This window comes from Sphingomonas sp. FW306-05-A, from assembly GCF_058782275.1.
The window spans coordinates 928,178-950,929 of the sequence record NZ_JBYSXN010000001.1; the positions used below are offsets into that span (position 1 = coordinate 928,178).

Here is a 22,752-nt window from a genome sequence, read left to right on the forward strand (position 1 = left end):
ACGATCTGTCGGGCCGTATATACATCTCGTATATACGGAGATTGGCATGCCACAGGAATTTCGCGCCAAGGTATTCAAATCAGGGAATTCGTTGGCAGTGCGGCTGCCGAAGGGGCTCGGTGCGATCGAAGGAACAGAAATGATCGTTCGAGAAGATCGCGGCACGTTCACCTTCGAGCCTGCGAACACGCAGCGAAAGATCACCGGGGATGGGTGGATGGGGGCGTTGCCCTGGTTGTCGCCCGTTACGTCGGACGATCGCGAATTCGACCACAGCCCTCGACCGTGGGACGACCCTGACTGGCCATCGGCGGCGTGATCTATCTTCTCGATACGAATATCTGTATTCTGTTGCTGGCAACGAAGGCTGATCGTCTTCGCGCTCGCGTGCTCGATTGTGTCGAAGGCGATCTGGCGGTTTCCTCCGTTACGTTCGCCGAGATTGCCTTTGGTAGCCGGAACGGAAAGATGCCTCCGCTCAAGGTTCTGGAAGCCTTCATTCGCGACGTCCCACCAGTTCCGTTCGACACGGCGGCGGCGCGTCAATATGCCGAACTGCCTTTCCGGCGCGGCAGTTTCGATCGGTTAATCGCTGCCCACGCGCTAGCGCTCGATCTGACCCTCGTAACCAACAACGAACGCGACTTTGCCGACATCCCCAATCTGCGCGTAGAGAATTGGACGCTATGACATTCGCCGCCACCGTCCTCACCCTCTACCCCGAGATGTTCCCCGGTCCGCTCGGTGTATCGCTCGCAGGGCGCGCGCTGGGGGAGGGGAAATGGTCGCTCGACGCGCGCAACATCCGCGACTTCGCGACCGACAAGCATCGCACCGTCGACGAGACTCCGGCGGGCGGCGGCGCGGGGATGGTGCTCAAGGCCGACGTCCTCGCTGCGGCGATCGACAGCGTCGCGACCGGCGCGCCGATCCTCGCGATGACCCCGCGCGGGCGCCCGCTCACGCAGGCACGCGTCCGCGACCTCGCACAAGGCCCCGGCGTCACCGTGCTGTGCGGCCGGTTCGAGGGGTTCGACGAACGCATCTTCGAAGCGAGGGGCATCGAGGAAGTGTCGATCGGCGACTATATCCTGTCGGGCGGCGAGATGGGTGCGCTGGTGCTGCTCGACGCTTGCATTCGGCTGCTTCCCGGCGTAATGGGCGCGGCTTCTAGCGGTGATGACGAGAGCTTCGAAAGCGGTCTTCTCGAATATCCGCAGTACACCCGACCATTTGAATGGGAAGGGCGCACGATCCCCGAAGTGTTGCGATCGGGGGATCATGCGAGGATTTCGGCATGGCGCAAGCACATGGCCGAGACCGATACACGGCTACGGCGGCCGGATCTGTGGGAGCGCCATGAGGGTGCTCGGGTCCAACCGCCCTCTGGCGCGCGACGACAGACGAAGGACGCATGAGATGAATCTCATCCAGACGATCGAAGCCGAGAACATTGCCAAGTTTCTCGAAACCAAGCAGATCCCCGAATTCCGCCCTGGCGATACGCTCAAGGTCGGCGTGAAGGTTGTCGAAGGCGAGCGCACCCGCGTCCAGAACTACGAGGGCGTGTGCATCGCGCGTTCGAACAAGGGCATGGGCAGCAACTTCACCGTACGGAAGATTTCGTTCGGTGAGGGCGTGGAGCGCGTCTTCCCGCTGTATTCGCCGAACATCGACAGCATCGTCGTCGTCCGCAAGGGCGCGGTGCGTCGTGCGAAGCTGTACTATCTGCGTGGCCGCACCGGCAAGTCGGCGCGTATCGCAGAGCGTCGCGACACGCGTCCTGCAAAGGGCACTGCCGCAGCCGAGTAATCGGACGGCGTCTCGATCAGGCTCGAAGGGGGCGCGGAAACTTCGGTTTCCGCGCCCTTTTTGATGGGCTGGGAGTGGCGCGGGACGGGGGCACGTAGGGGGTCAACTTAAACGCGTATGGCCGCTGTCGCCCAGTTGCGGACATTCGATGAGCTGGCCATGATGGGTTATGCGAGGACGACAGCCCGACCGATACGACTACGGCTTCCACGCATTGGGCGCGCTGCTCGCTTACCTATCTCTTGTGTTCGCAAGGGCGCGCGATTGGTCGTGGCCTGTATCCATTGTCGCACTCGTTATCGTCTCCATCCCGATTGGCCTGGTGCTTGGACGGCTTAAATATCGGATACAGGCGCGAAGCACGAAGGTCCGCTGACCACCACCTGTTGCCGTTCAGACCCTTCGCGGGCATCTATCGTGCCCGAAAGCCGACTGACCGCTCTCAGGCGGGAAAGCTGCCAGTTCGCACACGCCCACTTGCCGCCATTCCGACCGAGCATTAGCACTGCTAAAGAAGACATGCCCAAGGCACTTATCATGCATCTTCTTAAATGGTTTTCGCCAATCTTCGTTCTCGCGAGCTCAACCGGCTATGTCGTTTCGGCGCTTCTAGGTTTGGCTACTTGGCCCCCAAGCCGTGAAATTTACGCCAGAAATGGCATAGCTTTCGGCCTTGCGATTATTGTTGACCTTTGTCGATGGTGGGCAAGCCGTGGCAAGTCGGACGAGATCAAACAGCATTAAGGCGCGGCATCTTGGAACGAGTCATGGCGAAAGCAGCCAGTCCGCTTGCCACCAGGTCGCGACGTTCCGGCCTGTTCATCCCGGAACCGACGCGCGGTAACGCAGAAAGGGGCCCGTCGCACGACAGTTGGATGATGGCGGAAAGTGCCCGCAACGCATCGTAAGCGACTGACGCGTAGTGTGCGGCTTACGCTAGCCTCAGACCGATTTTTCAGCGCGTTAACAGAGTCGTAGACGTTACAGCTGCATGGTGCCCCGGTGACCATCGCCGGATTTTCAATCGACCCCGATGTCGCACGCGAGTTTATCCGGATCCGTTTGTTTGGTTTCTTCAGCGTGGACGACATCGAGCGCTTCGAAGCCGAGCTATTGCGGGTTCACCAGCGGATGGGCTGCGGACGCAAGGGGGGGCCTCTGACGGTCACCGACGTTACGGGGATGTCCATCCAAAGTCAGGACGTCGTGAGCCGCTGGGGCAAGTTCCTGGCAAATCCTGCGCACCGCTCGCGGCGTCTTGCGTTCGTAACCGGCTCCACGCTTGCGCGCATGCAGCTCGAACGCGCGTCGGCAGGCCGCGGCGCGCGCGTCTTCACCGATGCAGCAGAGGCGGAAGCCTGGCTGTTCGCCGACGATGCTAGTCGACCGGCCTGACCGCGTCGAACGTCACCGATGTCTTGATCTGTCCGCTTTTACCCATCAGTGATCCCGCCATGACGCTTGCCGATCCGTCCGGGATCGGCGCGCCGTTCGGTAGCAGGCGGTAGCGGCCGGTGATGTCGAGGCTCTGGATCGAGGCGACCATCATCATCCGGAAGCCCTTGGTCGAGAAGAAGCGGATCCGTTCGACATAAGGGGTCGCCCCCTTCAGATTGACCAGCGCCTCCGCCTGCGTGTCGGCAGAAGCATCGTGCGATCCGATCTTGAGCACGCCTGCGGGCAGGCGGGCGAAGTGGTAGGTGGCATAGCCCGGCGCCGTGTCGCTGCGCGTGGCGGGCGCGCCGAACCACTCGGCAAGCTCCGCATAAGACGGCGTCGGTCCGCGCTTTGCCTTGCGTGATTGCGCCACGTCCTTCGCGCTCGGTGCCTTTCCGTCGACGCTCACCAGCGACCACCGGTCGGCGGTCGGGCGGCGGGGATCGTAGCGTTCCACGAACACCTTGCGGGGTGCTCCGCTGCGCTCGATCACGAGCGTCCGCTGGAAGCTGTAGCCATCCGGCCGCGTGGCCTTGATCGACGCGAGCAGCTTGCCTTGCAGCGCGTCGGCGCGGGCTTCGATCGGCACGATGGCGGCTGCGATGCCGGCTGCGATGAACGTGACGGCGAGGAACCGGGTGAACAACGTGATGCCCTTTCGAGGAGGAAACCAAGACTGATAGCGCTTGGGTGAACGCGAGCTGACGCCTGGCGCAGCGGTCATACGACCCGCAATCCCAATTCCCTAAGCAACTGCCCCGCCTGTTCGCGCGAGATCGTGGCCCCGCGGAACTGGCGCGCGTCGACCAATGCGATCCCGCCCAGATCCGCCCCGCGCAGATCGGCACCGTCGAAACGGCATCCGGCGACGCCCGCGTCGCGCAGGCTGCAATCCTCGAAGACGGTCGCGCGGAAGTCGGTCTTGCGCAGGTCGGCCTGGCCGAAATCGATCTTGCGCAACGTCTGTTTGCGAAAGGAGAAGCCGGGCAGCTTTGCGTTGATCAGCAGTACTTCGTCGAGCAGCAGATCGAACGCCTTCACGTCCGACAGGTCCGCGCCGGTCAGCTTGCTGCGGGCGAAGCGTGCGCCGGTGAGCGTTGCGTTGCGGAATACGGCATTGTTGAAGTCGCTGGCCTCGAACCGCGCATCGCTCAAGTCCGCGCGCAGAAAACGCGCGAACGCCCCGCGGCACGACGTCCAGACGCTGCCCTCCAGCCGCGCACCGGTGAAGTCGCCGCGGCGAACAGTACAACGGTCGAACGTCCAGTGTGCCAAATTCAGACCGGACAGGTCAGCGCCATCGATATCGCAGTCAACGAGATGGTGCGGGCCAGCCGTACGGGACAGGCCTTCAAGGTCGCCTCTAACAAGGGCTTGACCGGCAAGCGGGGACGAAGCGGCTGAGGTCATCTGTTCCTCGTAGGGAGCCCGCACGGGCTTGGCCATCCGGCATGCAGCGGCGCGATCTTGGCAGGGGGAAGGTGCGCCTGCTAGGGGTACACGCCCGCTATTCCAGGAATGCCATGGTCGACGTCGCCTCAACCTCCGTCGAACCCGATGGCGCGCCGCGGATCGCGGTGCTCGATATCCTCCGCGGGATCGCGATCCTCGGGATCCTGTTCATGAACATCAACGACATGGGGCAATCGCTCCACGCATCCTTCGACGACGTGCGGCACCTTGGCTGGTCGGCAATCGATCAGGTCGTCTGGTGGGTGCGCGAAGTGCTCGCGATGGGGACCGCGCGGGCGCTGCTCGAGATGCTGTTCGGCGCGGGCATGGTGATTCTGACCGACCGTTTCGCCACCGAGGCTGAGGAATCGGCCGTGCTTCGGCGTTATTTCACCCGCAATATCATCCTGTTGCTGTTCGGGCTGGGGCATGTCTCTGTACTGCTGTGGCCGGGCGATATCCTCCACACTTATGCGTTGGCGGCGATGGTCGCATTCCTGTTCCGCGAATTGCGGCCGCGGGCGCTACTGTTTCTCGGGTCCAGCATGGCGGTGTTCCTCCTGATCGGCGGCGCGCTAACGTATAGCGCTAGCGTTTCCGGTGCCGCCGACGTCCAGCGCGTCGAGGCGCGGCAGCGTTCGGGACAGGGGCTGACACAAACCGACAGGACGATCCTGACCGACCAAGCCGAACGAACCAAGGCACGCGTGACGTTGATGGCGGGGGTGAAAGCGCGGATTGCGGCCGAAGACACGGCGCGGACGGGGACGTTCAAGACTTGGGTGACGCAGCAATGGGCGACGTTCACCTATACCGAAGGGCAGGGGTTCGAGACGCTGTTCGTATGGGAGGCCGCCGCGACGATGCTGATCGGTGCGGGGCTGTACCGGCTGGGGGTGTTGCAGGGCGCGCGATCGCGGCGCTTCTACGTCGGGCTGACGCTATGGAGCTATGCCCTGGGCGTGCCGTTGCGGTTGCTAGAGGCCTATGCCGGAACGCGGTTCGACGGGTCGCCGGACTTCAGCATGGCGACAAGCGAGATCGCGCGGCTGGCGATGACGCTCGGGCATCTGGGTCTGATCAACCTGCTGGTGACGACCGCGCTCGGTGCGCGGCTGCTGCGCCCGTTCGTCGCGGCGGGGCGGACCGCGCTGTCGATCTATGTCGCGCAGACGCTGATCTGCCTGTGGGTGCTGTATCCGCCGTTCATGCTCGGGCTGTACGGCACGATGAGCTGGACCGGGCTGATGCTGACCGCGGTGGGGATTGACGCCGCCTTGCTGGTGGGGGCGAACCTGTGGGTGCGCAGGTTCCGGATCGCCCCGGTCGAATGGGCGTGGCGCTCGCTGGCCGAGCGGCGGATGCTGCCGTGGCGGGAAGGCGCCCGCCACGCTGTCGTAGCTGGCTGATCGCAGGGCTTTACGCCAGCGCCGCGCACCGCGATAAGCCCGCAACGCCCGCCATGGTCGGGCCAGCACAATCGAGAGAGTGGAGATGCGGGATGCGGGCGAGTTGGGCTTTTGCGGGCGTGATGCTCGCCTGTGCTGCGGTGCCTGCGATGGCTGCTGATCCTGCGCCCACCCAATTGACGCTGAAAGCCGTGTTCGGCAGCCCCGACCTGTCGGGCGTCCAGCCGCGCGGCGTCAAGCTTTCGCCCGACGGGACGTTGCTGACGTCGCTGCGTCCGCGTGCCGACGAGAAGGAGCGGTTCGACCTGTGGGCGCGCGACACGCGTACCGGGCAGGAGCGGATGCTGGTGGATTCCAAGAAGGTCGGCTCGGGCGCGGAATTGTCCGAAGCGGAGAAGATGCAGCGCGAACGCGCGCGCATCGCCGGGTCGAAGGGCATCGTCGCCTATGACTGGGCCCCCGACGGCAAGACGATCCTCGTGCCGATCGACGGCGACCTGTATCTGGCGGGCCTCGACGGCGCCACGCGACGGCTGACCAACGCGCCGGGCGACGGCGCGCTTAACCCGATCATCAGCCCCAAGGGCGGCTTCGTCAGCTTCGTGGGCGGGCAGAATCTGTTCGTCCAGCCGCTCGGCGGCGGCGATGCGCGCGCCGTCAGCAGCGATGGCGGCGGGACGGTGCATTGGGGCGAGGCGGAGTTCGTGGCCCAGGAGGAAATGGACCGCCGCACCGGCTATTGGTGGTCGCCGCAGGACAGCTATATCGCGGTCGAGCGGTTCGACGAGGCCCCGGTCGGCGTCGTCACGCGCGCCGCGATCGGCGCGAACGGGACCAAGGTCTATGACCAGCGCTATCCCGCCGCGGGCACGCCCAACGTCGCGGTTGCTTTGTATGTGATGAAGGCGGACGGGTCGGGGAAGGTCAAGGTCGACCTCGGCAGCAATTCCGACATCTATCTCGCGCGCGTCGACTGGACGCCCGATGGCAGCGCGTTGCTCGTCCAGCGCGAGAGCCGCGACCAGAAGACGCTCGACATGCTCCGCGTCGATCCGGCGACCGGCAAGGCCACCGTGCTGTTCACCGAGAAGTCGGGCACGCGCAGCTGGTTGAACCTCTCGGACGCCTATCGCCCGATGAAGGACGGGAGCCTGATCTGGCGTTCGGAGCGGACCGGCTTCGGCCACCTCTACCGCTTCGCGAGCGGCAAGTGGACCGCGCTGACCAAGGGCGACTGGGTCGTGCAGTCGTTGCTCGGCGTGGACGAAGCGAAGGGCCGGCTGTTCTTCACCGGCAACAAGGACGGCGTGCTCGAGCAGCATCTCTATTCGGTCGACATCGCGCATCCGAACCAGATCACGCGCCTGACCGAGGCGGGCTGGTGGAACAACGGCACGATGGACGAAGCCGCGACGCGGATGATCGTCTCGCGCTCGAGCCCGACTCAGCCGACGCAGGTCTATCTGGCGGATGCTGGCGGCAAGCGGCTGTCGTGGATCAACGAGAATGCGGTCGTCCCGGGGCATCCTTACTACCCCTATCTGGCGGCGCATCAGCAGACCAAGTTCGGCACGATCAAGGCCGAGGACGGGACCGATCTCTATTATGAGATGATCACCCCGCCGCTCGAGCCGGGGAAGAAATACCCCGTCTTCTTCCAGCATTACGGCGGCCCCGGCACCGGGCAGCAGGTCACGCGCGGCTGGGGCGGGGCGCTGCCGCAATACCTCGTGCAGCACGGCTATATCTATTTCCAGATCGACAATCGCGGCTCGTACAACCGCGGCAAGGCGTTCGAGGATCACATCTACCGCGCGATGGGGACGGTCGAAGTCGCCGATCAGCTGGCGGGCGCGAAGTTCATCAAGAGCCAGCCGTTCGTCGATCCGGCGAAGGTCGCGATCTATGGCTGGTCGTACGGCGGCTACATGACGCTCAAGATGCTCGAAGCGAACCCCGGAGTCTATGCCGCGGGCGTGTCGGGTGCGCCGGTGACGCAATGGGACCTGTACGACACCCATTATACCGAGCGCTACATGGGCTCGCCGGTCGCGGACAAGCAGGCGTATGTTTCTTCGGATGCGCTCGGCAAGGCGCCCGCGATCAAGGATCCGCTGCTGCTGATCCACGGGATGGCGGACGACAATGTCGTGTTCACCAACTCGACCGCCTTCGCCGCGCGGATGCAGGCGACCGCTACGCCGTTCGAGATGATGTTCTATCCCGGCTATACGCACCGTGTCGGCGGGCCGGGGATCAGCGAGCATCTGTGGGGGACGATCCTGACGTTCCTGGACCGGAACGTGAAGGATAAGCCGACGAAGTGACCCAACCCGCTTCCCCGGCGAAGGCCGGGGCCCAGGAGAGGCACGAGAGACTGCGAGTTGCTGCGCTCCGTTACCTCCAGCTTCGCTCCTGGGCCCCGGCCTTCGCCGGGGAAGCGGTAGAGAGACAATTTGGCTAGGGCGGCCACCATCATGCGGTTCCTCACCACCTTCCATTTGTGGCCGTTCCTCGACACGGTCGTCAGCTATCTCGTCGCGTTCGTGCTCGGCACGCTTATCGGCGCGGAGCGGCAGTATCGCCAGCGCACCGCGGGCCTGCGCACCAACGCGCTGGTCGCGCTCGGCTCGTCCGCGTTCGTCGATCTCGGCCAGCGGCTCGGCGGGGACGTCGAGTCGATCCGGATCATCGCCTATGTCGTGTCGGGGGTCGGTTTCCTCGGCGCGGGCGTGATCATGAAGGAGGGGATGAACGTCCGCGGGCTCAACACCGCCGCGACGCTTTGGTGCTCGGCCGCGGTCGGGGCGATCGCGGGGAGCGACATGGTCGCCGAGGCGGTGCTGCTCACCGGCTTCGTCATCCTCGCCAACACGATGCTGCGCCCGCTCGTCGACGCGATCAACCGCATCCCGCTGGAGGGGCGCAGCGTCGAGGCGACCTATACCGTCACGATCACCACCGACGCCGCCGAGGCCGGGCCGATGGGCGACCTGCTGACCGAGCATCTGGAGGACGCGCAACTCCCGGTCGCCGAGCTCGACATCATCAACCGCGGCGAGGACCGCGTCGAGATTGTGGCCAAGCTCGTCAGTACCAATATAGCGGTCAGCGAGCTCGACGCGCTGACCGATCATCTGGCAAGGGTGCATGGAATAACCCATGCGACCTGGCAGGCGCGCACGCACGATTAGCAAAGCGATTGGACGTGCCCGCGTAATGACGCTACGGGCGCGTTCCGAATTGGAGGAAGACATGGGTTACAGGATCGTGGTCGCGGGCGCGACGGGCAACGTCGGGCGCGAGATGCTCAACATTCTTGCGGAGCGCGAATTCCCGCTCGACGACATCGCGGTCGTCGCATCGTCGCGCAGCCAGGGCGACGAAGTCGATTTCGGCGAGACGGGCAGGAAGCTCAAGGTCCAGAATATCGAGCATTTCGATCCGACCGGCTGGGACATGGCGCTGTTCGCGATCGGCTCGGAAGGGACCAAGATCCATGCGCCGCGCTTTGCCGCCGCTGGCTGCACGGTGATCGACAATTCGTCGCTGTACCGGATGGACCCGGACGTGCCGCTGATCGTGCCCGAAGTGAACCCCGATGCGATCGCGGGCTATACCAAGCGCAACATCATCGCGAACCCGAACTGCTCGACCGCGCAGATGGTCGTGGCGCTCAAGCCGCTGCATGATTTCGCCAAGATCAAGCGCGTCGTCGTCGCGACCTATCAGTCGGTGTCGGGCGCGGGCAAGGCGGGGATGGACGAGCTGTTCGAACAGTCGCGCAATATCTTCGTCGGGGATTCGGCGGAAGCCAAGAAGTTCACCAAGCAGATCGCATTCAACGTGATCCCGCACATCGACAGCTTCCTCGACGACGGATCGACCAAGGAAGAGTGGAAGATGGTGGTCGAGACCAAGAAGATCCTCGATCCCAAGATCAAGGTCACCGCGACCTGCGTCCGCGTGCCGGTGTTCGTCGGCCATTCGGAAGCGATCAACATCGAGTTCGAGAATGAGATCTCGGCGGACCAGGCGCAGAAGATCCTACGCGAAGCGCCCGGCGTGATGCTCGTCGACAAGCGCGAGGACGGTGGATACGTGACCCCGGTCGAATGCGTCGGCGAATATGCGACCTTCATCAGCCGCGTGCGCGAGGATTCGACCGTGGAGAATGGGCTGTCGCTGTGGTGCGTGTCGGACAACCTCCGCAAGGGCGCGGCGCTCAACGCAGTGCAGATCGCGGAGCTGCTCGGGCGGCGGTATCTGAACAAGGGGGACTGAGGCGGGCCTGGCCTCGCCACATCCGTCATCCCCGGGGAGGCGGGGATCCATAGTGGCTGACATCTGCAATTAGGGGCGTCAGCGCTAATGGATTTCCACCTACGCGGGAATGACGCAGTGGGGAGGCGACTCTTGCGCCAGCCGCGAGCCCGCGCGATGATCCCCTCGTCTTTGTGGGGAGCCAAGCCATGACAGAAACCACGACCGGCGGCTGCCAATGCGGGCGCATCCGCTACAGCGTCGCGATCGAGAACGACGACGCGTACCTCTGCCATTGCCGGATGTGCCAGCGCGCCACCGGCGGCGTGTCGATCGCGTTTAAGAGCGTAAAAATCGCCAACGTCACTTGGGAACGCGAACCCGATCGCTACCGGAGTTCCCCCATCGCGCAGCGGGGCTTTTGCAGCGTATGCGGCACCCCGCTGACGTTTGAATTCCTCGAGCCCGGCAAGACCATGGACCTGACGGTCGGCAGTTTCGACGAGCCCGGGCGGTTCGTGCCCAGACATCATTTCTCGCCCGAGACTTGGCACGCGGCATGGCTGGACACTAAGGATCTCCCGACAACGCGGGTCGCGGATAATCCGTCGACCGCAGATCGATGGATCAAGGCACTTGGCAAACTCCCCGATTGAACCGCAGTTTTTCGAAAGCATCGACGACGCGCGGCTGGCGTGGCGCGAACTGGGGGAGGGGCGCCCGGTCGTCCTGATCCACGGCTATTTCTCCGACGCAACGACCAACTGGATCAAATACGGCCACGCCGAAAAGATCGCCGCTGCGGGTTTCCGGGTGATCATGCCCGACTTGCGCGGGCACGGGTCGAGCGCGAAACCGCATGACGCCGCCTCCTATCCGCCCGACGCGCTGATGCAGGACGGCACCGCGCTGATCGCGCATCTCGGCCTTACCGATTACGATCTCGCGGGCTATTCGCTCGGCGGGCGGACCGTGATGCGGATGCTCGTCAATGGGGCGACGCCGCGGCGGGTGGCGGTTTCGGGGATGGGGCTCGACGGGATCGTCCATACGCAAGGGCGCGGCGCGTATTTCCATAACGTCTTGACCAACCTCGGAAGTTTCAAGCAGGGCACGAGCGAGTGGCTGACCGAGGCGTTCCTCAAGACCACCAAGGGTGATCCGCTGGCATTGCTGCGGGTGCTCGACACGTTCGTCGACACTCCGGCCGAGGCACTGGCGACGATCCGGCCGCCGGTGCTGGTCGTCAACGGGGTCGACGATCACGACAATGGCTCGGGCGAGGCGCTCGCCGCCGCGCTGCCGGATGGTCGCTATGCGAGCATTCCGGGCAACCACATGAGCGCGGTGATGAAGCCCGAACTTGGTAGCACAATCGCTGACTTTCTCGCGGCTTGACCATCCATTCCGGGCGGCACAGGTTGCCGCCTTCACCATATTCCCGGGGGAGTCGCATCTTGCGCACCAGCATTTCTACCCTTGCCTTCACTCTCGCACTCGCCGCCACACCCGCTCTTGCGCAGCAGGCGGTACCCGCCGCCGCTGACGCCGCCACCCCTGCCGCCGCTGACGCCTTCGTCGCGCGTGCGGAGAAGGCGATCGAGGCCTTCTCGACCCCGGCAGCGCAAGTCTCATGGATCAACGCGACCTACATCACCGACGATACCGATGCGATCGCCGCCAAATACGGCGCAGAAAGTACGGAAATGTCGGTCAAATATGCGCTTGAAGCGGCGAAGTACGCGAAGATTCCGGGCCTGTCGTTCGACACCAAGCGCAAGATCGACCTGCTCCGCAGCGGGCTGACGCTGCCTGCGCCGACCACCCCGGGTGCCGCGACCGAGCTGTCGACTATCGTGACGCGGATGTCCTCGGGGTATGGCAAGGGCAAGGGAACGCTTGACGGCAAGCCCTTGAACGGCAGCGATATTGAGGCGGCGATGGGCGAGGTGCGCGACCCCGCCAAGTCGAAGGAAATGTGGGTCAGCTGGCACGACAATGTCGGCGCGCCGATGCGCAAGGATTATGCGCGGCAAGTCGTGATCGCGAACCAGGGGGCGAAGGAGCTAGGGTATTCTGATGTCGGCGCTTTGTGGCGCTCGGGCTATGACATGGAGCCGGACCAGTTCGCTGCGCTGACCGACAAATTGTGGAAGCAGGTCGAGCCGCTGTATGTCGCGCTGCACACCTATGTGCGTTGGAAACTCAACGAAAAATACGGCGATGCGGTGCAGGCGAAGACCGGTCCGATCCGCGCGGATCTGCTTGGCAACATGTGGGCGCAGGAATGGGGCAATATTTACGACGTGGTCGCCCCGGCGGGTGCCGGCAATGTCGGGTACGACACGGGTGATCTGCTCAAGGCGAAGGGCTATGACCCGGTCAAGATGTTCAAAACAGGCGAGGGTTTCTATTCTTCACTCGGGTTCAAGCCGCTGCCGGAGACGTTCTGGGCGCGGTCGCAGATCGTGAAGCCTGCCGACCGCGAGGTGATCTGCCATGCCTCGGCCTGGGATGTCGACAGCATGGACGACCTGCGGATCAAGATGTGCACCAAGGTAAATGCAGACGATTTCGTCACGATTCACCACGAAATGGGCCACAATTACTACCAGCGCGCGTACAATATGCAGCCGTTTTTGTACAAAAATGGCGCGAATGACGGGTTCCATGAAGCGATCGGCGACACCGTCGCTTTGTCGATCACACCCAACTATCTGGTGCGGATCGGTCTCCTCGACAAGGCCAAGGTGCCGAGCGCGGACAAGGATATCGGGCTGCTGCTCAAACAGGCAATGGACAAGGTCGCGTTCCTGCCGTTCGGGTTGCTGATCGACAAATATCGCTGGGGCGTGTTCTCGGGGGCGATCCCGGCGACCCAGTATGAGAAGGGCTGGGACGACCTGCGGCTGAAGTATCAGGGCGTCGTGCCGCCGGTCGCGCGCGACGAGACGCGGTTCGATCCGGGGGCGAAATATCACGTGCCCGCGAGCGTGCCGTACACGCGCTACTTCCTCGCGCGGTTGCTCCAGTTCCAATTCTATCAGGCGGCGTGCAAGCAGTCGGGCTGGAAGGGGCCGCTGCATCGGTGCTCGTTCTATGACAATAAGGCGGTGGGCGAGAAGCTGAACGCGATGCTGGCGATGGGGCAGTCGAAGCCTTGGCCGGATGCGTTGGAGACGTTTACCGGGAGCCGGGAGATGTCGGGGCAGGCTATGGTGGCGTATTTTGCGCCGTTGAAGGCCTGGTTGGATAAGCAAAACAAGGGGAAGCCGAGCGGTTGGTGAGGCTTTCCTCGCCCCTCCCCTTTAGGAGTGTCGGGTCGGCCATGCCCCCGGTATGGCCTGAAGGATGCGGGGCATCCTTCACCCGACACTGGTTGGGGGTGGGGGGTGCCTCGCAGAAAGGTTGGCTAGCTGTACTTCCGCACCCCAACCCCTCCCCTGAAGGGGAGGGGCTTTTGATTGCGCGCTACCGCCCTTTGAACAGGCCGCCCAGGACGCCGCGTACCAGGCTGCCGACGATCCCGGCACCGGCTCCGCGAGAGGATCCGAATACCGCCTTGGACACTTCGTTGGCGACCTGACGCCCTACCGCCGAGGATGCGGACCGCGCGGCCGAGGTGGCTACGCGGTTCCACGGCGAATTGGCCGCGGCGCGGTCCGCGGCGGCCTTCTGCTTGGCCAGACGGTCGGCTTCGCGTTGCTCGGCGATGCGCTGTTTTTCCGCGACGCGGGCGGCGACTGCGTCGGCCTTGGCTTGCGCGGCGGCGGCCTTGTCGGCGTCCGACTTGGCAGTCGCTTCGGCAGCGGCGGCGGAGGCTTCCTGTGCTTTGCCGGTCAGGATCTCCTCGGCGGAGACACGATCGATCAGCACATCGTATTTTTCACCGATCGGATCGGTCTCTACCAACACGCCGCGCTCCACCGGCGTCACCGGACCGACGCGCGAGCCCGGCGGTGCGATCAGCGTGCGTTCGACCGGGGAGGGCGAACCGTCGGGGAGTAGCAGCGACACCAGCGCCTCGCCGACTTTCAGTTCGGTGATCGCGGTCGCGACGTCGACGCCGGGATTGGCGCGGAAGGTGGTCGCCGCGGCACGCACCGCCGCCTGATCGCGCGGGGTGAAGGCGCGGAGCGCGTGTTGCACGCGGTTGCCAAGCTGGCCCGCGACGGTATCGGGAATGTCGATCGGGTTCTGCGTGATGAAATAGATGCCCACGCCCTTTGAGCGTATCAAGCGCACGACCTGCTCGATCTTCTCCAGCAATGCCTTGGGGGCGGCATCGAACAGCAGATGTGCCTCGTCGAAGAAGAAGCAGAGCACGGGTTTGTCCGGATCGCCGACTTCGGGGAGATTTTCGAACAGCTCGCTCAGCAGCCACAGCAGGAAGGTCGCGTAGAGCTTCGGGCTCGCCATCAGTTTGTCGGCGGCGAGCACGTTGACGATGCCGCGCCCGCGATCGTCGATCCCGATGAAATCGTCGAGATCGAGCGCAGGTTCGCCGAAGAAATACTCTCCGCCCTGGCTGCGCAATTGGAGCAAGGCGCGCTGGATCGTCCCGACCGACTGTTTCGAGATATTGCCGTAAGTGGTCGACAGTTCGGAAGCGCGCCCGGCGCAATCGATCAGCATCGCCTGCAGATCGTCAAGGTCAAGCAGCAACAGCCCTTCCTGATCGGCAACGTGGAAGGCGATCGTCAACACGCCCTCCTGCACTTCGTTGAGGTCCATCAGACGCGCGAGCAACAGCGGGCCCATTTCGGTGACGGTGGTGCGGATCGGGTGGCCCTGTTCGCCATATAGGTCCCAGAATTGCACGGGGGTGTCCGCATAGGCCCAGGCGGTGTCGCCAATTTCGGCGGCCCGTGCGGCGAAGGGGGCGTGGGTCTTGGCGGTCGGCGAACCGGCCATCGCGAGACCGGACAGGTCGCCCTTCACATCGGCGACGAAGCAGGGGACGCCAGCGTTCGACAGGCCCTGAATGATGCCCTGAACCGTGACGGTCTTGCCGGTGCCGGTCGCGCCGGCGATCAGACCGTGGCGATTGGCGCGCTTGAGATCGAGATATTGGGGTTTCGCGCCGCCAGCATTCGCACCGATAAAGATTCCGGCGGAGGCAGGGGAGGCAGCGTTGGTGGTTTCGGTCATCGATCTTCCCGCGAGCGTTGTCGCCGAGATCTTATCGCCGAAGGCACCGGATGCGGAAGCAGAAAACCTGTCTCGTCCGGGTACGCCGGACGAGACAGGGAAGGATCTTACTTCAGTTTGACGCCGATGAAGAACGCGGGCTGACGGCCGCGCACGACATACAGGGCGACCTGCGTGCGCCCGGAAGACTTCGCCTGGGTGACCGCTGCGCCGAGTGCCGCCGGGGTGGGCGTCGGGGTGCCGTTCGCGGAGATGATCACGTCACCGCGCTTGAGTCCCTTGGACGCCGCGTCGCTCGCCGGATCGACCATTGCGATCACGACACCCTGCACCGACGAGTCGATGCTGAAGTTGCGCGCGATCGGTGGCGTCAACGTCTGGACAGTAACGCCCAGCGCGTTCGGCGCGATCTTGCCGACCGTTGGCGTATCGTCGTCGTCGCTCATGTCGTCATTGTCGGCGCCGGTTGCCTTCGCCTGGAGCGCTTCCTCCGACGGACGCGTGCCGATCACCGTGGCGATCGTCATCGGGCGACCCTGACGGATGATATCGATCGGAACGCGCGAGCCCGGCGTGATGTTGGCGACCAGATAGCTGAGCGACTGGTCCGGATTGACCGGCTTGCCGTTTACGCGCAGCACGACGTCACCGACCTTCAAGCCGGCCTTCTCGGCGGGCTGGCCCGGCTCGATCTGGCGGAGCAATTCGCCCTGGTTCTTCTGCAGGCCGAACGAACTGGCGAGATCGTCGTCGATCGGCTGGGGGCCGACGCCGAGATATCCACGTGCGATCGTCGTGCCCTTCATCAGCTTCTCGATGACCGGCTTGGCGTCATCCGCCGGAATGGCGAAGCCGATCCCGATGTTGCCGCCCGACTGGCCGGCGAAGATCTGCGAGTTGATGCCGATGACGTTGCCCGCCAGATCGAACATCGGTCCGCCCGAATTGCCCTGGTTGATCGCGGCATCGGTCTGGATGAAGCGATCATAGGCGCCGCCGCCGGTGACGCGGTGGAGCGACGACACGATCCCCGCGGTGACGGTGCCGCCGAGGCCGAACGGATTGCCGATCGCGACGATCCAGTCACCGACACGGGCATTGTTCGAATTGCCGAACTTTACGAACGGCAGTGCCTTGGCTTCGATCTTGAGCAGTGCAAGATCCGACGTCGGATCACGCCCGATCAGCTTCGCGACATATTCCTTCCGATCGGTCATCGTGACGGTGATCGAGTCGACGGTCGCGCCCTTGGCACCCGCCGCGACGACGTGGTTGTTCGTGACGACATAGCCGTCGGGGGAAATGATGAAGCCCGAACCAAGCGACGTCGCCTGACGCGTGACCGGAGCCGCGCCACCGCCGCCACCCTGGCTCTGGTTGAACAGACCCTCGAACGGTGTGCCGGCGAAGGGGTTGGGCTGCTGTGCCTGGGTGATGTGCTGCGTGGTCGAGATGTTGACGACCGCCGGCTGAAGTTTCGCGACGAGGTCGGCGAAGCTCATCGGCGCGCCTGCCTTGGGGGCAGTGGCGGCCATGGCGGCAGGTTCGTTCTGCGCAGTTTGCGCACCGCTCATCGATGGGAGAGCGATGGCAGTCGCAGTGCCGCTCAGAAGCAGGGCGGCGGTGATGGCGTAGGCGTAACGCACTAGGGTCTTTCCTCTCGTCTACCGTGAACGGCAACATCAATAGTCATAGGACACGTTGCTGAACGACGTTTGAACATGAACCGCCGATCAGGCGATTTGGATGCACTTCGTCACTTGCGACCCTCGAATTGGCGCAGATAAGCATTGTCGGGCGACAGGACCATCGAGGTCTCGCCCTTTGCTTCGGACCCGAAGGTCGTCCGGTACGACTGCATCGCGCGATAGAAGTCGTAGAACTCGGGGTCCTTGTTGAACGCCTCGGCGTAGATCTGCGCAGCCTTCGCATCGGCTTCGGCACTGATGATCTGCGCGTCCTGCTGGCCCTTGGCCTGGATCGTCAGGCGCTCCTGCTGGCGGGCGGTCTTCATCCGGTCGAACGCGCTCTGCAGCGGGGTTCCCTGCGGCAAGTCGGTCCGCTTGATCCGGACGTCGATGATCTGGACGCCATACTGGCTCGCGAGCTTCTGCAGACCGGCACGGATGTTGTCCATCACTTGGCCACGCTCGGGGCTGAGCAGGGCTGCCGAAGGACGGCGGCCGAGTTCGTTGCGCAGCGCCGAGCTTAGCAGCGGCTGAAGCTGGTCGATTACGCGCTGTTCGGTGACCGAGGTGCTGCCGGTCGACGTCACCGCCTGAAGCGGGTTGACGATGCGGAAGCGTGCATAGGCATCGACCTCGAGACGAAGCTGGTCAGTCGACAGGACCGGCTGCTTGTCGAGCTCGACGTCGAGGACGCGCTTGTCGACCCAGATCAGCCGATCGACGAACGGAATGCGCGCGGCGAGACCGGCACCGGTGTTGCCGAACACTTCGTTGGGCTTCCAGCGGTTGATCGTCCGGTACGGCTGTTCGAAGCGCAGGATCACCGCCTGGCTGGTCTCGGGCACGATCGTCAGCGAACTGGCGAGCACGATCAGCGCGGCCATCGCTGCCGCGCCGAGCGCGATGGGGTTACGGGCGAGATTCACTGGGCTGCTCCGGCGGCGGGCGTTTCGGGGGCGAGGGCGGCGGGGGCGACCGGATCGGGCAAGCGCTTGTTACGCCCAAGCGGGAGATACGGAACGACACCCGGCGCTTCGACGATCGTCTTGTCGCTGCGCGCCAGCACCTGCTCCATGGTCTCGTAATAGAGACGACGGCGGGTCACTTCGGGCGCCAGACGATACTGCGCGTAGAGCACGTCGAAGGAGGTCGCATCGGCTTGCGCGCGTGCCAGCGTCTGCTGGGCGTAACCACGGGCGCGGTTGATGTTGCCCTGGGCTTCCTGCTGCGCGGCGGAGACCGCCTTGAAGTCGTCGATGACCTGCGCGGGCGGGGCGGCGTTCTTGATCGCGACGCCCTGGATGCGGATGCCCGAATTGTAGCGGTCGAGGATCGACTGCATCAGCTGCTGCGCGCGAACTTCCATCGCGGCGCGTCCGCCGCCGAGCGCCTGATCGAGCGACACGGTCGCAACGATCGCGCGCATCGCGCTTTCAGCGGTCGCGCGGAGCGTCGACTTCTGGTCCTTGATCTGGAACGCGAAGTCCTGCGGGTTGCTGATGATCCAGCGCACCGAATAATCGAGATCGACGACGTTCTGGTCGCGCGTCAGCATCAGGTTTGCGCCTGAACCCTCTTCGGGGAAGGTGTCGGTGCTGATCTGGCTGACGTCGACCTTGGCGACCGACGACAGCGGCGCGGGGAGCGTCAGGCGGATGCCCGGCTCGAGCGTACCGGCATAGCGGCCGAGGAAGGTGACGACGCCGCGCTGTTGCGGCCCGATCGAATGGATCGCGGTGAAGGCGAGCCACAGCACCAGGATGATGCCGACACCGATTCCCCACAATTGCGCGGGCGACGGCGTACCGGGAATGCGGGGGCGACCCCCGAACCCGCCATTGCCGCCACCACCGCCGCCGGACGTGCGCGCGCGCTTGAGGAATTCGTCGAGCGCGCTCGGCCCGGTCTGTTTTCCGCGCGGCGTGCCACTGGGCGGTTGTGCCCAAGGGTTGCGGGGGCCACCGCCGTTGCCGGGCGTGGCCTTGCCGTCGTCGTCGGAGCCGCCCGCACCGCCCCAGGGGCCCTTGTTGTCGGCGGTAAGGATGGAGAGGCGGCGGAACCAGCCCGATAGGATCGTCATGATGCCTTTATAGGGGGCAAGACTTACGAAAAACAGTGGCAAGCGCACGGCGGACGCCTATCTGCACGCGGATGACCGATCCAGTTTCGCTTGATGCCATGCTCGCCCCCTTTGCGGGCACCCGCGCCACCGGCCGTATCGAAGGCGACCGCGCCAGTATCGTGATCGACGTCAGCGGGTTGGACGAGGGCGAACGCGATACGCTCGAGGCCTCGGTTCGCGCGGCGGCAAGCGGGTTGCCGGGGGTCGCGACGGTACGGATTGCGCTCACCAGCCAGCGGAGCACGCGGCTTTCGATCGCGGTGGCGAGCGGGAAGGGCGGGGTTGGCAAGTCCACCGTCTCGGCCAATCTCGCTATTGGTCTGGCTGCACGGGGGCGGCGCGTCGGGTTGGTCGATGCGGACATCTACGGACCGTCGCAGCCCAAGCTGATGGGGGTCGAGGACGCCAAGCCGACCGCTCGTAATAAAGTGTTGCAGCCGGTCGATACACCCTCTGGCGTGCCGATGCTGTCGATGGGGATGCTCGTCGCGGCGGATCAGGCGATCGCGTGGCGCGGGCCGATGGCCGCGGGTGCGTTGCAGCAGATGCTCGACGCAAACTGGGGCGATGCGGATACGTTGGTGCTTGATCTTCCGCCGGGGACGGGCGACGTCCAGCTGACGATGATCCAGAAATACCGGCCGCAGGGCGCGGTGATCGTCTCCACACCGCAGGATCTCGCGCTGATTGACGCTAAGCGCGCGATCGACCTGTTCGTCAAAGCAGGCGTGCCGATCATCGGGCTGGTCGAGAATATGGCGGGCTATGTCTGCCCGTCGTGCGGCGACGTGTCCGATCCGTTCGGCAGCGGGGGCGCGGAAGCTGCTGCCGCAACGCTCGGGCTGCCGTTCCTCGGGCGGATTCCGCTCGACATGCGGGTGCGGATCGCGTCGGATGCGGGTCGACCGCCGGTTTCGGCGGACGGGACCGAGGCGGTGGCGTTCGGGGCGATTGCCGATCGTGTGGCGGACTGGATCAAGGAGCAGCGCTGATGCTGACGCAGGATGACGAGATTGCACGGCTGTTGACCGAGACGCGGACGATCGCGCTCGTAGGCGCGTCCGATCGTTCGTACCGGCCGTCCTATGGCGTGATGCAGACGCTGCAGGCGCATGGCTACCGCGTGATCCCGGTCAATCCGCAGCTTGCCGGGAGCACGATCAACGGTGAGATGGTCGTCGCCGAGCTTTCGGACATTGCCGGACCGATCGATCTGGTCGACATCTTCCGCAATTCGGCGGCTGCGGGGGAGGCGGTCGACGCGGCGATTTCGGTGGGTGCGAAGGGGGTGTGGTTGCAACTGGGCGTCATCAATTCCGAGGCTGCGGCGCGCGCGGAGGCGGCCGGGCTCGACGTCGTGATGGATCGCTGCCCCGCAATCGACATTCCCCGACTGGCGATTCCGCGCGTCGCCTGAAATTCGCCATGATCGCGCCGCAGCTTGGCGGGCATGTTGCTCCTGATCCTCGCCGCGCAGGTCGCGACACCCCCGCCCGCCGCGCCGCCGCCTGAGCCAGCGAAGGCTGCGTGGTCGATCCTCGACCCGGTCGGGACCGAACCGTGCGTTCCGCAGGGCAAGGTGAAGGCCAAGGGGGAGGATATCGTCGTCTGCGGGCGACCCTTGCCGTCGCAGAAGCTGCCTTATCCGAATGAGGTCGTGCTGGATCGATCCAAGCCGTCCAATCCGAACATGACGGGGGCTGGGGCGCTGGCGGTCGAGGACAGCACGCCGTGCTCTGCCGTCCAGCGGGGGTGTACCACGGGGGTGGACCTGTTTGGTGGCGCGACGCAGGTTGTGCGCCTGGTGCAGAAGCTGGTTTCGCCCGGCAGCTGTTGCGAGGAGCCGGGGGAGTCGCGCAACATGATGAAGCTTGGGCAGGATGTTGCGCACGGGGTTGGCGGGGTGTTTCGGAACAAGCCGGACACGTCCGGGCGCTTGGCGATTGCGCTTGAGGAGCCGACGCATGAGTCGGTGATTTTGCCCTAAACTTACTTAAGCCCCTCCCCTTCGGGGGAGGGGTTGGGGGTGGAGCTGTGCCTCGCAGAGAGCGCGCCTTGCTGGACTGCCCCACCCCAACCCCTCCCCTGAAGGGGAGGGGCTTAAAGAACTCATCCTAGGATATGCATCCAGAGCGGTTGCCCCACCAGGCTCTGCGACCCGCGGAGTCGCTCCAGTGCCTGCGCGACCGCGCGCTCCGGCCCCTCGTGCGTGACGATTGCGACCAGCACCGATCCGTCCGCCATCGCGCCGCGCTGCATCAGGCTCTCGATCGAGACCCCTGCATCACGCATCGCCGCCGCGATCTCTGCGAGCACGCCGACCCGGTCCGCGACGGTGAAGCGGACATAGGCGCGGCCGCGCCGATCGTCGGTGTCGGCGGGGGCTTGCTCGGTCAACGAATCCGCGGGCATCGCGAAGGCGGGGCCGAATTCCCCGCGGGCGATGTCGATCAGGTCCGCGACGACTGCGCTTCCGGTCGGTCCGTCGCCTGCGCCCGCGCCCTGGAACAGCAGGCGTCCGACGAAATTGCCCTCGGCGACGACCGCGTTGGTTGCGCCGGTGACGTGCGCAAGCGGATGATCGACCGGCACGAGATGCGGATGGACGCGCTGGAACAGCCCCGCTTCGTCAGCCTCGGCAATGCCGAGCAATCGTACACGATAGCCAAGCGCGGCAGCCTCGGCGATGTCGGCGGCGAGCACGTGGCGGATGCCGCTCGCGGCGACGTCGGCGAACGCCGGCTGCGTCCCGAACGCGAGGCTGGCGAGCAGCGACAATTTGTGCGCGGCGTCCACGCCGTCGATGTCGAAGCTCGGGTCTGCCTCGGCAAAACCAAGCGCCTGTGCCTCGGCGAGGACTTCGGCGAAATCACGGCCCTCGGCTTCCATCTTGGACAGGATGAAATTGCACGTCCCGTTGAGAATGCCGTAAACCCGCTCGATCACGTTCGCGGCGGCGCCTTCGCGCAACCCTTTGATGACGGGCACGCCGCCCGCGACCGCCGCCTCGAACTTGAGCGCGACGCCAGCGCCTTCGGCGAGCCGCGACAGTTCCAGCCCGTGATGCGCGAGCATCGCTTTGTTCGCGGTGACGAAGCTCTTGCCCGCGCCAAGCGTCGCGCGTGCAAGCGTCAGCGCAGGCCCGTCCGAACCGCCGACCAGCTCGACCACCACGTCCGCACCCGACTGGGCAAGCGCGGTGGTGTCATCGACCCAGGCGAAGCGTTCGATGTCGACGCCGCGGTCCTTCGACCGGTCGCGTGCGGACACTGCGACGATCTCGATCGGTCGTCCCGCACGACGCGCGATCAACGCGCCATTGGTGTCGAGCAAGCGGATCACGCCCGCGCCAACCGTGCCGAGCCCGGCGAGCGCGATGCGAAGAGGTTCGGTCATTTCAATATACCCCGTCGCCCCG

Annotated in this window: 22 protein-coding genes; 15 read left to right on the top strand and 7 right to left on the bottom strand. The window is 64.8% G+C overall.

The annotated features are described in order from the left end of the window. The first annotated feature begins 46 nt into the window (after positions 1–46). From AC3WJR_RS04340 to AC3WJR_RS04360, 5 genes are all read left to right on the top strand, one after another. Positions 47–319, top strand: coding sequence for an AbrB/MazE/SpoVT family DNA-binding domain-containing protein (locus AC3WJR_RS04340; RefSeq protein ID WP_492722583.1), 273 nt, complete (start codon positions 47–49; stop codon positions 317–319). Further along, the gene (locus tag AC3WJR_RS04345; RefSeq protein WP_492722585.1) at positions 316–690 is read left to right on the top strand and encodes a type II toxin-antitoxin system VapC family toxin; all 375 of its coding nucleotides are present in this window, start codon (positions 316–318) and stop codon (positions 688–690) included. Before AC3WJR_RS04340 ends, AC3WJR_RS04345 begins: the two co-directional genes overlap by 4 nt. Then, positions 687–1,418, top strand: coding sequence for a tRNA (guanosine(37)-N1)-methyltransferase TrmD (gene trmD / locus AC3WJR_RS04350; protein ID WP_492722587.1), 732 nt, complete (start codon positions 687–689; stop codon positions 1,416–1,418). The genes AC3WJR_RS04345 and trmD overlap by 4 nt, the downstream gene beginning before the upstream one ends. Before the next feature lies 1 nt (position 1,419). Beyond that, entirely contained in the window at positions 1,420–1,812 is a 393-nt protein-coding gene (gene rplS, locus AC3WJR_RS04355; RefSeq protein WP_010164172.1) for a 50S ribosomal protein L19, read from the top strand. A gap of 1,002 nt (positions 1,813–2,814) precedes the next feature. Further along, complete coding sequence (locus tag AC3WJR_RS04360) at positions 2,815–3,207, top strand: SpoIIAA family protein (protein WP_492722590.1); 393 nt, start codon at positions 2,815–2,817, stop codon at positions 3,205–3,207. Here the strand turns inward: AC3WJR_RS04360 and AC3WJR_RS04365 are convergent. Together AC3WJR_RS04365 and AC3WJR_RS04370 are read right to left on the bottom strand one after the other, a co-directional pair. Then, positions 3,191–3,895 (bottom strand): hypothetical protein, encoded by a 705-nt coding sequence (locus AC3WJR_RS04365; protein ID WP_492722593.1) that lies wholly within the window; start codon positions 3,893–3,895, stop codon positions 3,191–3,193. The genes AC3WJR_RS04360 and AC3WJR_RS04365 overlap by 17 nt on opposite strands. Positions 3,896–3,969: 74 nt before the next feature. Continuing rightward, a complete protein-coding gene (locus tag AC3WJR_RS04370) occupies positions 3,970–4,659 on the bottom strand; it encodes a pentapeptide repeat-containing protein (RefSeq protein WP_492722595.1) in 690 nt (229 codons plus the stop codon). Between the two features lie 113 nt (positions 4,660–4,772). On the opposite strand from AC3WJR_RS04370, the gene AC3WJR_RS04375 reads away from it, so the two are divergent. From AC3WJR_RS04375 to AC3WJR_RS04405, 7 genes are all read left to right on the top strand, one after another. Beyond that, complete coding sequence (locus tag AC3WJR_RS04375; protein ID WP_492722597.1) at positions 4,773–6,110, top strand: DUF418 domain-containing protein; 1,338 nt, start codon at positions 4,773–4,775, stop codon at positions 6,108–6,110. A 92-nt stretch (positions 6,111–6,202) separates the two neighbouring features. Beyond that, positions 6,203–8,437, top strand: coding sequence for a S9 family peptidase (locus AC3WJR_RS04380; RefSeq protein WP_492722598.1), 2,235 nt, complete (start codon positions 6,203–6,205; stop codon positions 8,435–8,437). Positions 8,438–8,587: 150 nt separating this feature from the next. Next, on the top strand, positions 8,588–9,304 hold the full coding sequence (locus AC3WJR_RS04385; RefSeq protein ID WP_492722600.1) for an MgtC/SapB family protein: 717 nt from the start codon (positions 8,588–8,590) through the stop codon (positions 9,302–9,304). A gap of 61 nt (positions 9,305–9,365) precedes the next feature. Next, positions 9,366–10,394 carry an aspartate-semialdehyde dehydrogenase gene (locus tag AC3WJR_RS04390; protein WP_354280295.1) on the top strand — a complete coding sequence of 343 codons (1,029 nt, stop codon included), beginning with the start codon at positions 9,366–9,368 and terminating at the stop codon, positions 10,392–10,394. Between the two features lie 188 nt (positions 10,395–10,582). Beyond that, the gene (locus tag AC3WJR_RS04395; protein ID WP_492722603.1) at positions 10,583–11,029 is read left to right on the top strand and encodes a GFA family protein; all 447 of its coding nucleotides are present in this window, start codon (positions 10,583–10,585) and stop codon (positions 11,027–11,029) included. Then, on the top strand, positions 11,010–11,771 hold the full coding sequence (locus tag AC3WJR_RS04400) for an alpha/beta fold hydrolase (RefSeq protein ID WP_492722605.1): 762 nt from the start codon (positions 11,010–11,012) through the stop codon (positions 11,769–11,771). Before AC3WJR_RS04395 ends, AC3WJR_RS04400 begins: the two co-directional genes overlap by 20 nt. 56 nt (positions 11,772–11,827) lie before the next feature. Next, a complete protein-coding gene (locus tag AC3WJR_RS04405; protein ID WP_492724152.1) occupies positions 11,828–13,660 on the top strand; it encodes a M2 family metallopeptidase in 1,833 nt (610 codons plus the stop codon). Positions 13,661–13,844: 184 nt separating this feature from the next. Here the strand turns inward: AC3WJR_RS04405 and AC3WJR_RS04410 are convergent, their stop codons facing one another. The 4 genes from AC3WJR_RS04410 to hflK form a co-directional block, all read right to left on the bottom strand. Next, the gene (locus AC3WJR_RS04410; protein WP_492722607.1) at positions 13,845–15,524 is read right to left on the bottom strand and encodes a helicase HerA-like domain-containing protein; all 1,680 of its coding nucleotides are present in this window, start codon (positions 15,522–15,524) and stop codon (positions 13,845–13,847) included. A 107-nt stretch (positions 15,525–15,631) separates the two neighbouring features. After that, entirely contained in the window at positions 15,632–17,170 is a 1,539-nt protein-coding gene (locus tag AC3WJR_RS04415) for a Do family serine endopeptidase (protein ID WP_492722609.1), read from the bottom strand. A gap of 110 nt (positions 17,171–17,280) precedes the next feature. Beyond that, positions 17,281–18,096 carry a protease modulator HflC gene (gene hflC / locus AC3WJR_RS04420; RefSeq protein WP_354280604.1) on the bottom strand — a complete coding sequence of 272 codons (816 nt, stop codon included), beginning with the start codon at positions 18,094–18,096 and terminating at the stop codon, positions 17,281–17,283. Between the two features lie 38 nt (positions 18,097–18,134). Next, positions 18,135–19,292 carry a protease modulator HflK gene (gene hflK / locus AC3WJR_RS04425; protein WP_492722611.1) on the bottom strand — a complete coding sequence of 386 codons (1,158 nt, stop codon included), beginning with the start codon at positions 19,290–19,292 and terminating at the stop codon, positions 18,135–18,137. Between the two features lie 71 nt (positions 19,293–19,363). On the opposite strand from hflK, the gene AC3WJR_RS04430 reads away from it, so the two are divergent. Genes AC3WJR_RS04430 through AC3WJR_RS04440 form a run of 3 tightly spaced genes read left to right on the top strand, consistent with a single transcriptional unit; the run spans position 19,364 to position 21,321 of the window. After that, complete coding sequence (locus AC3WJR_RS04430; RefSeq protein ID WP_492722613.1) at positions 19,364–20,326, top strand: Mrp/NBP35 family ATP-binding protein; 963 nt, start codon at positions 19,364–19,366, stop codon at positions 20,324–20,326. Then, positions 20,323–20,751, top strand: a complete 429-nt coding sequence (locus AC3WJR_RS04435) for a CoA-binding protein (RefSeq protein WP_492724154.1) — start codon at positions 20,323–20,325, stop codon at positions 20,749–20,751. The genes AC3WJR_RS04430 and AC3WJR_RS04435 overlap by 4 nt, the downstream gene beginning before the upstream one ends. Before the next feature lie 33 nt (positions 20,752–20,784). Continuing rightward, positions 20,785–21,321 (top strand): hypothetical protein, encoded by a 537-nt coding sequence (locus AC3WJR_RS04440; RefSeq protein WP_492722615.1) that lies wholly within the window; start codon positions 20,785–20,787, stop codon positions 21,319–21,321. Between the two features lie 122 nt (positions 21,322–21,443). On the opposite strand, the gene AC3WJR_RS04445 is transcribed toward AC3WJR_RS04440, so the two are convergent. Then, a complete protein-coding gene (locus AC3WJR_RS04445; protein ID WP_492722617.1) occupies positions 21,444–22,730 on the bottom strand; it encodes a homoserine dehydrogenase in 1,287 nt (428 codons plus the stop codon). Positions 22,731–22,752 lie beyond the last annotated feature (22 nt).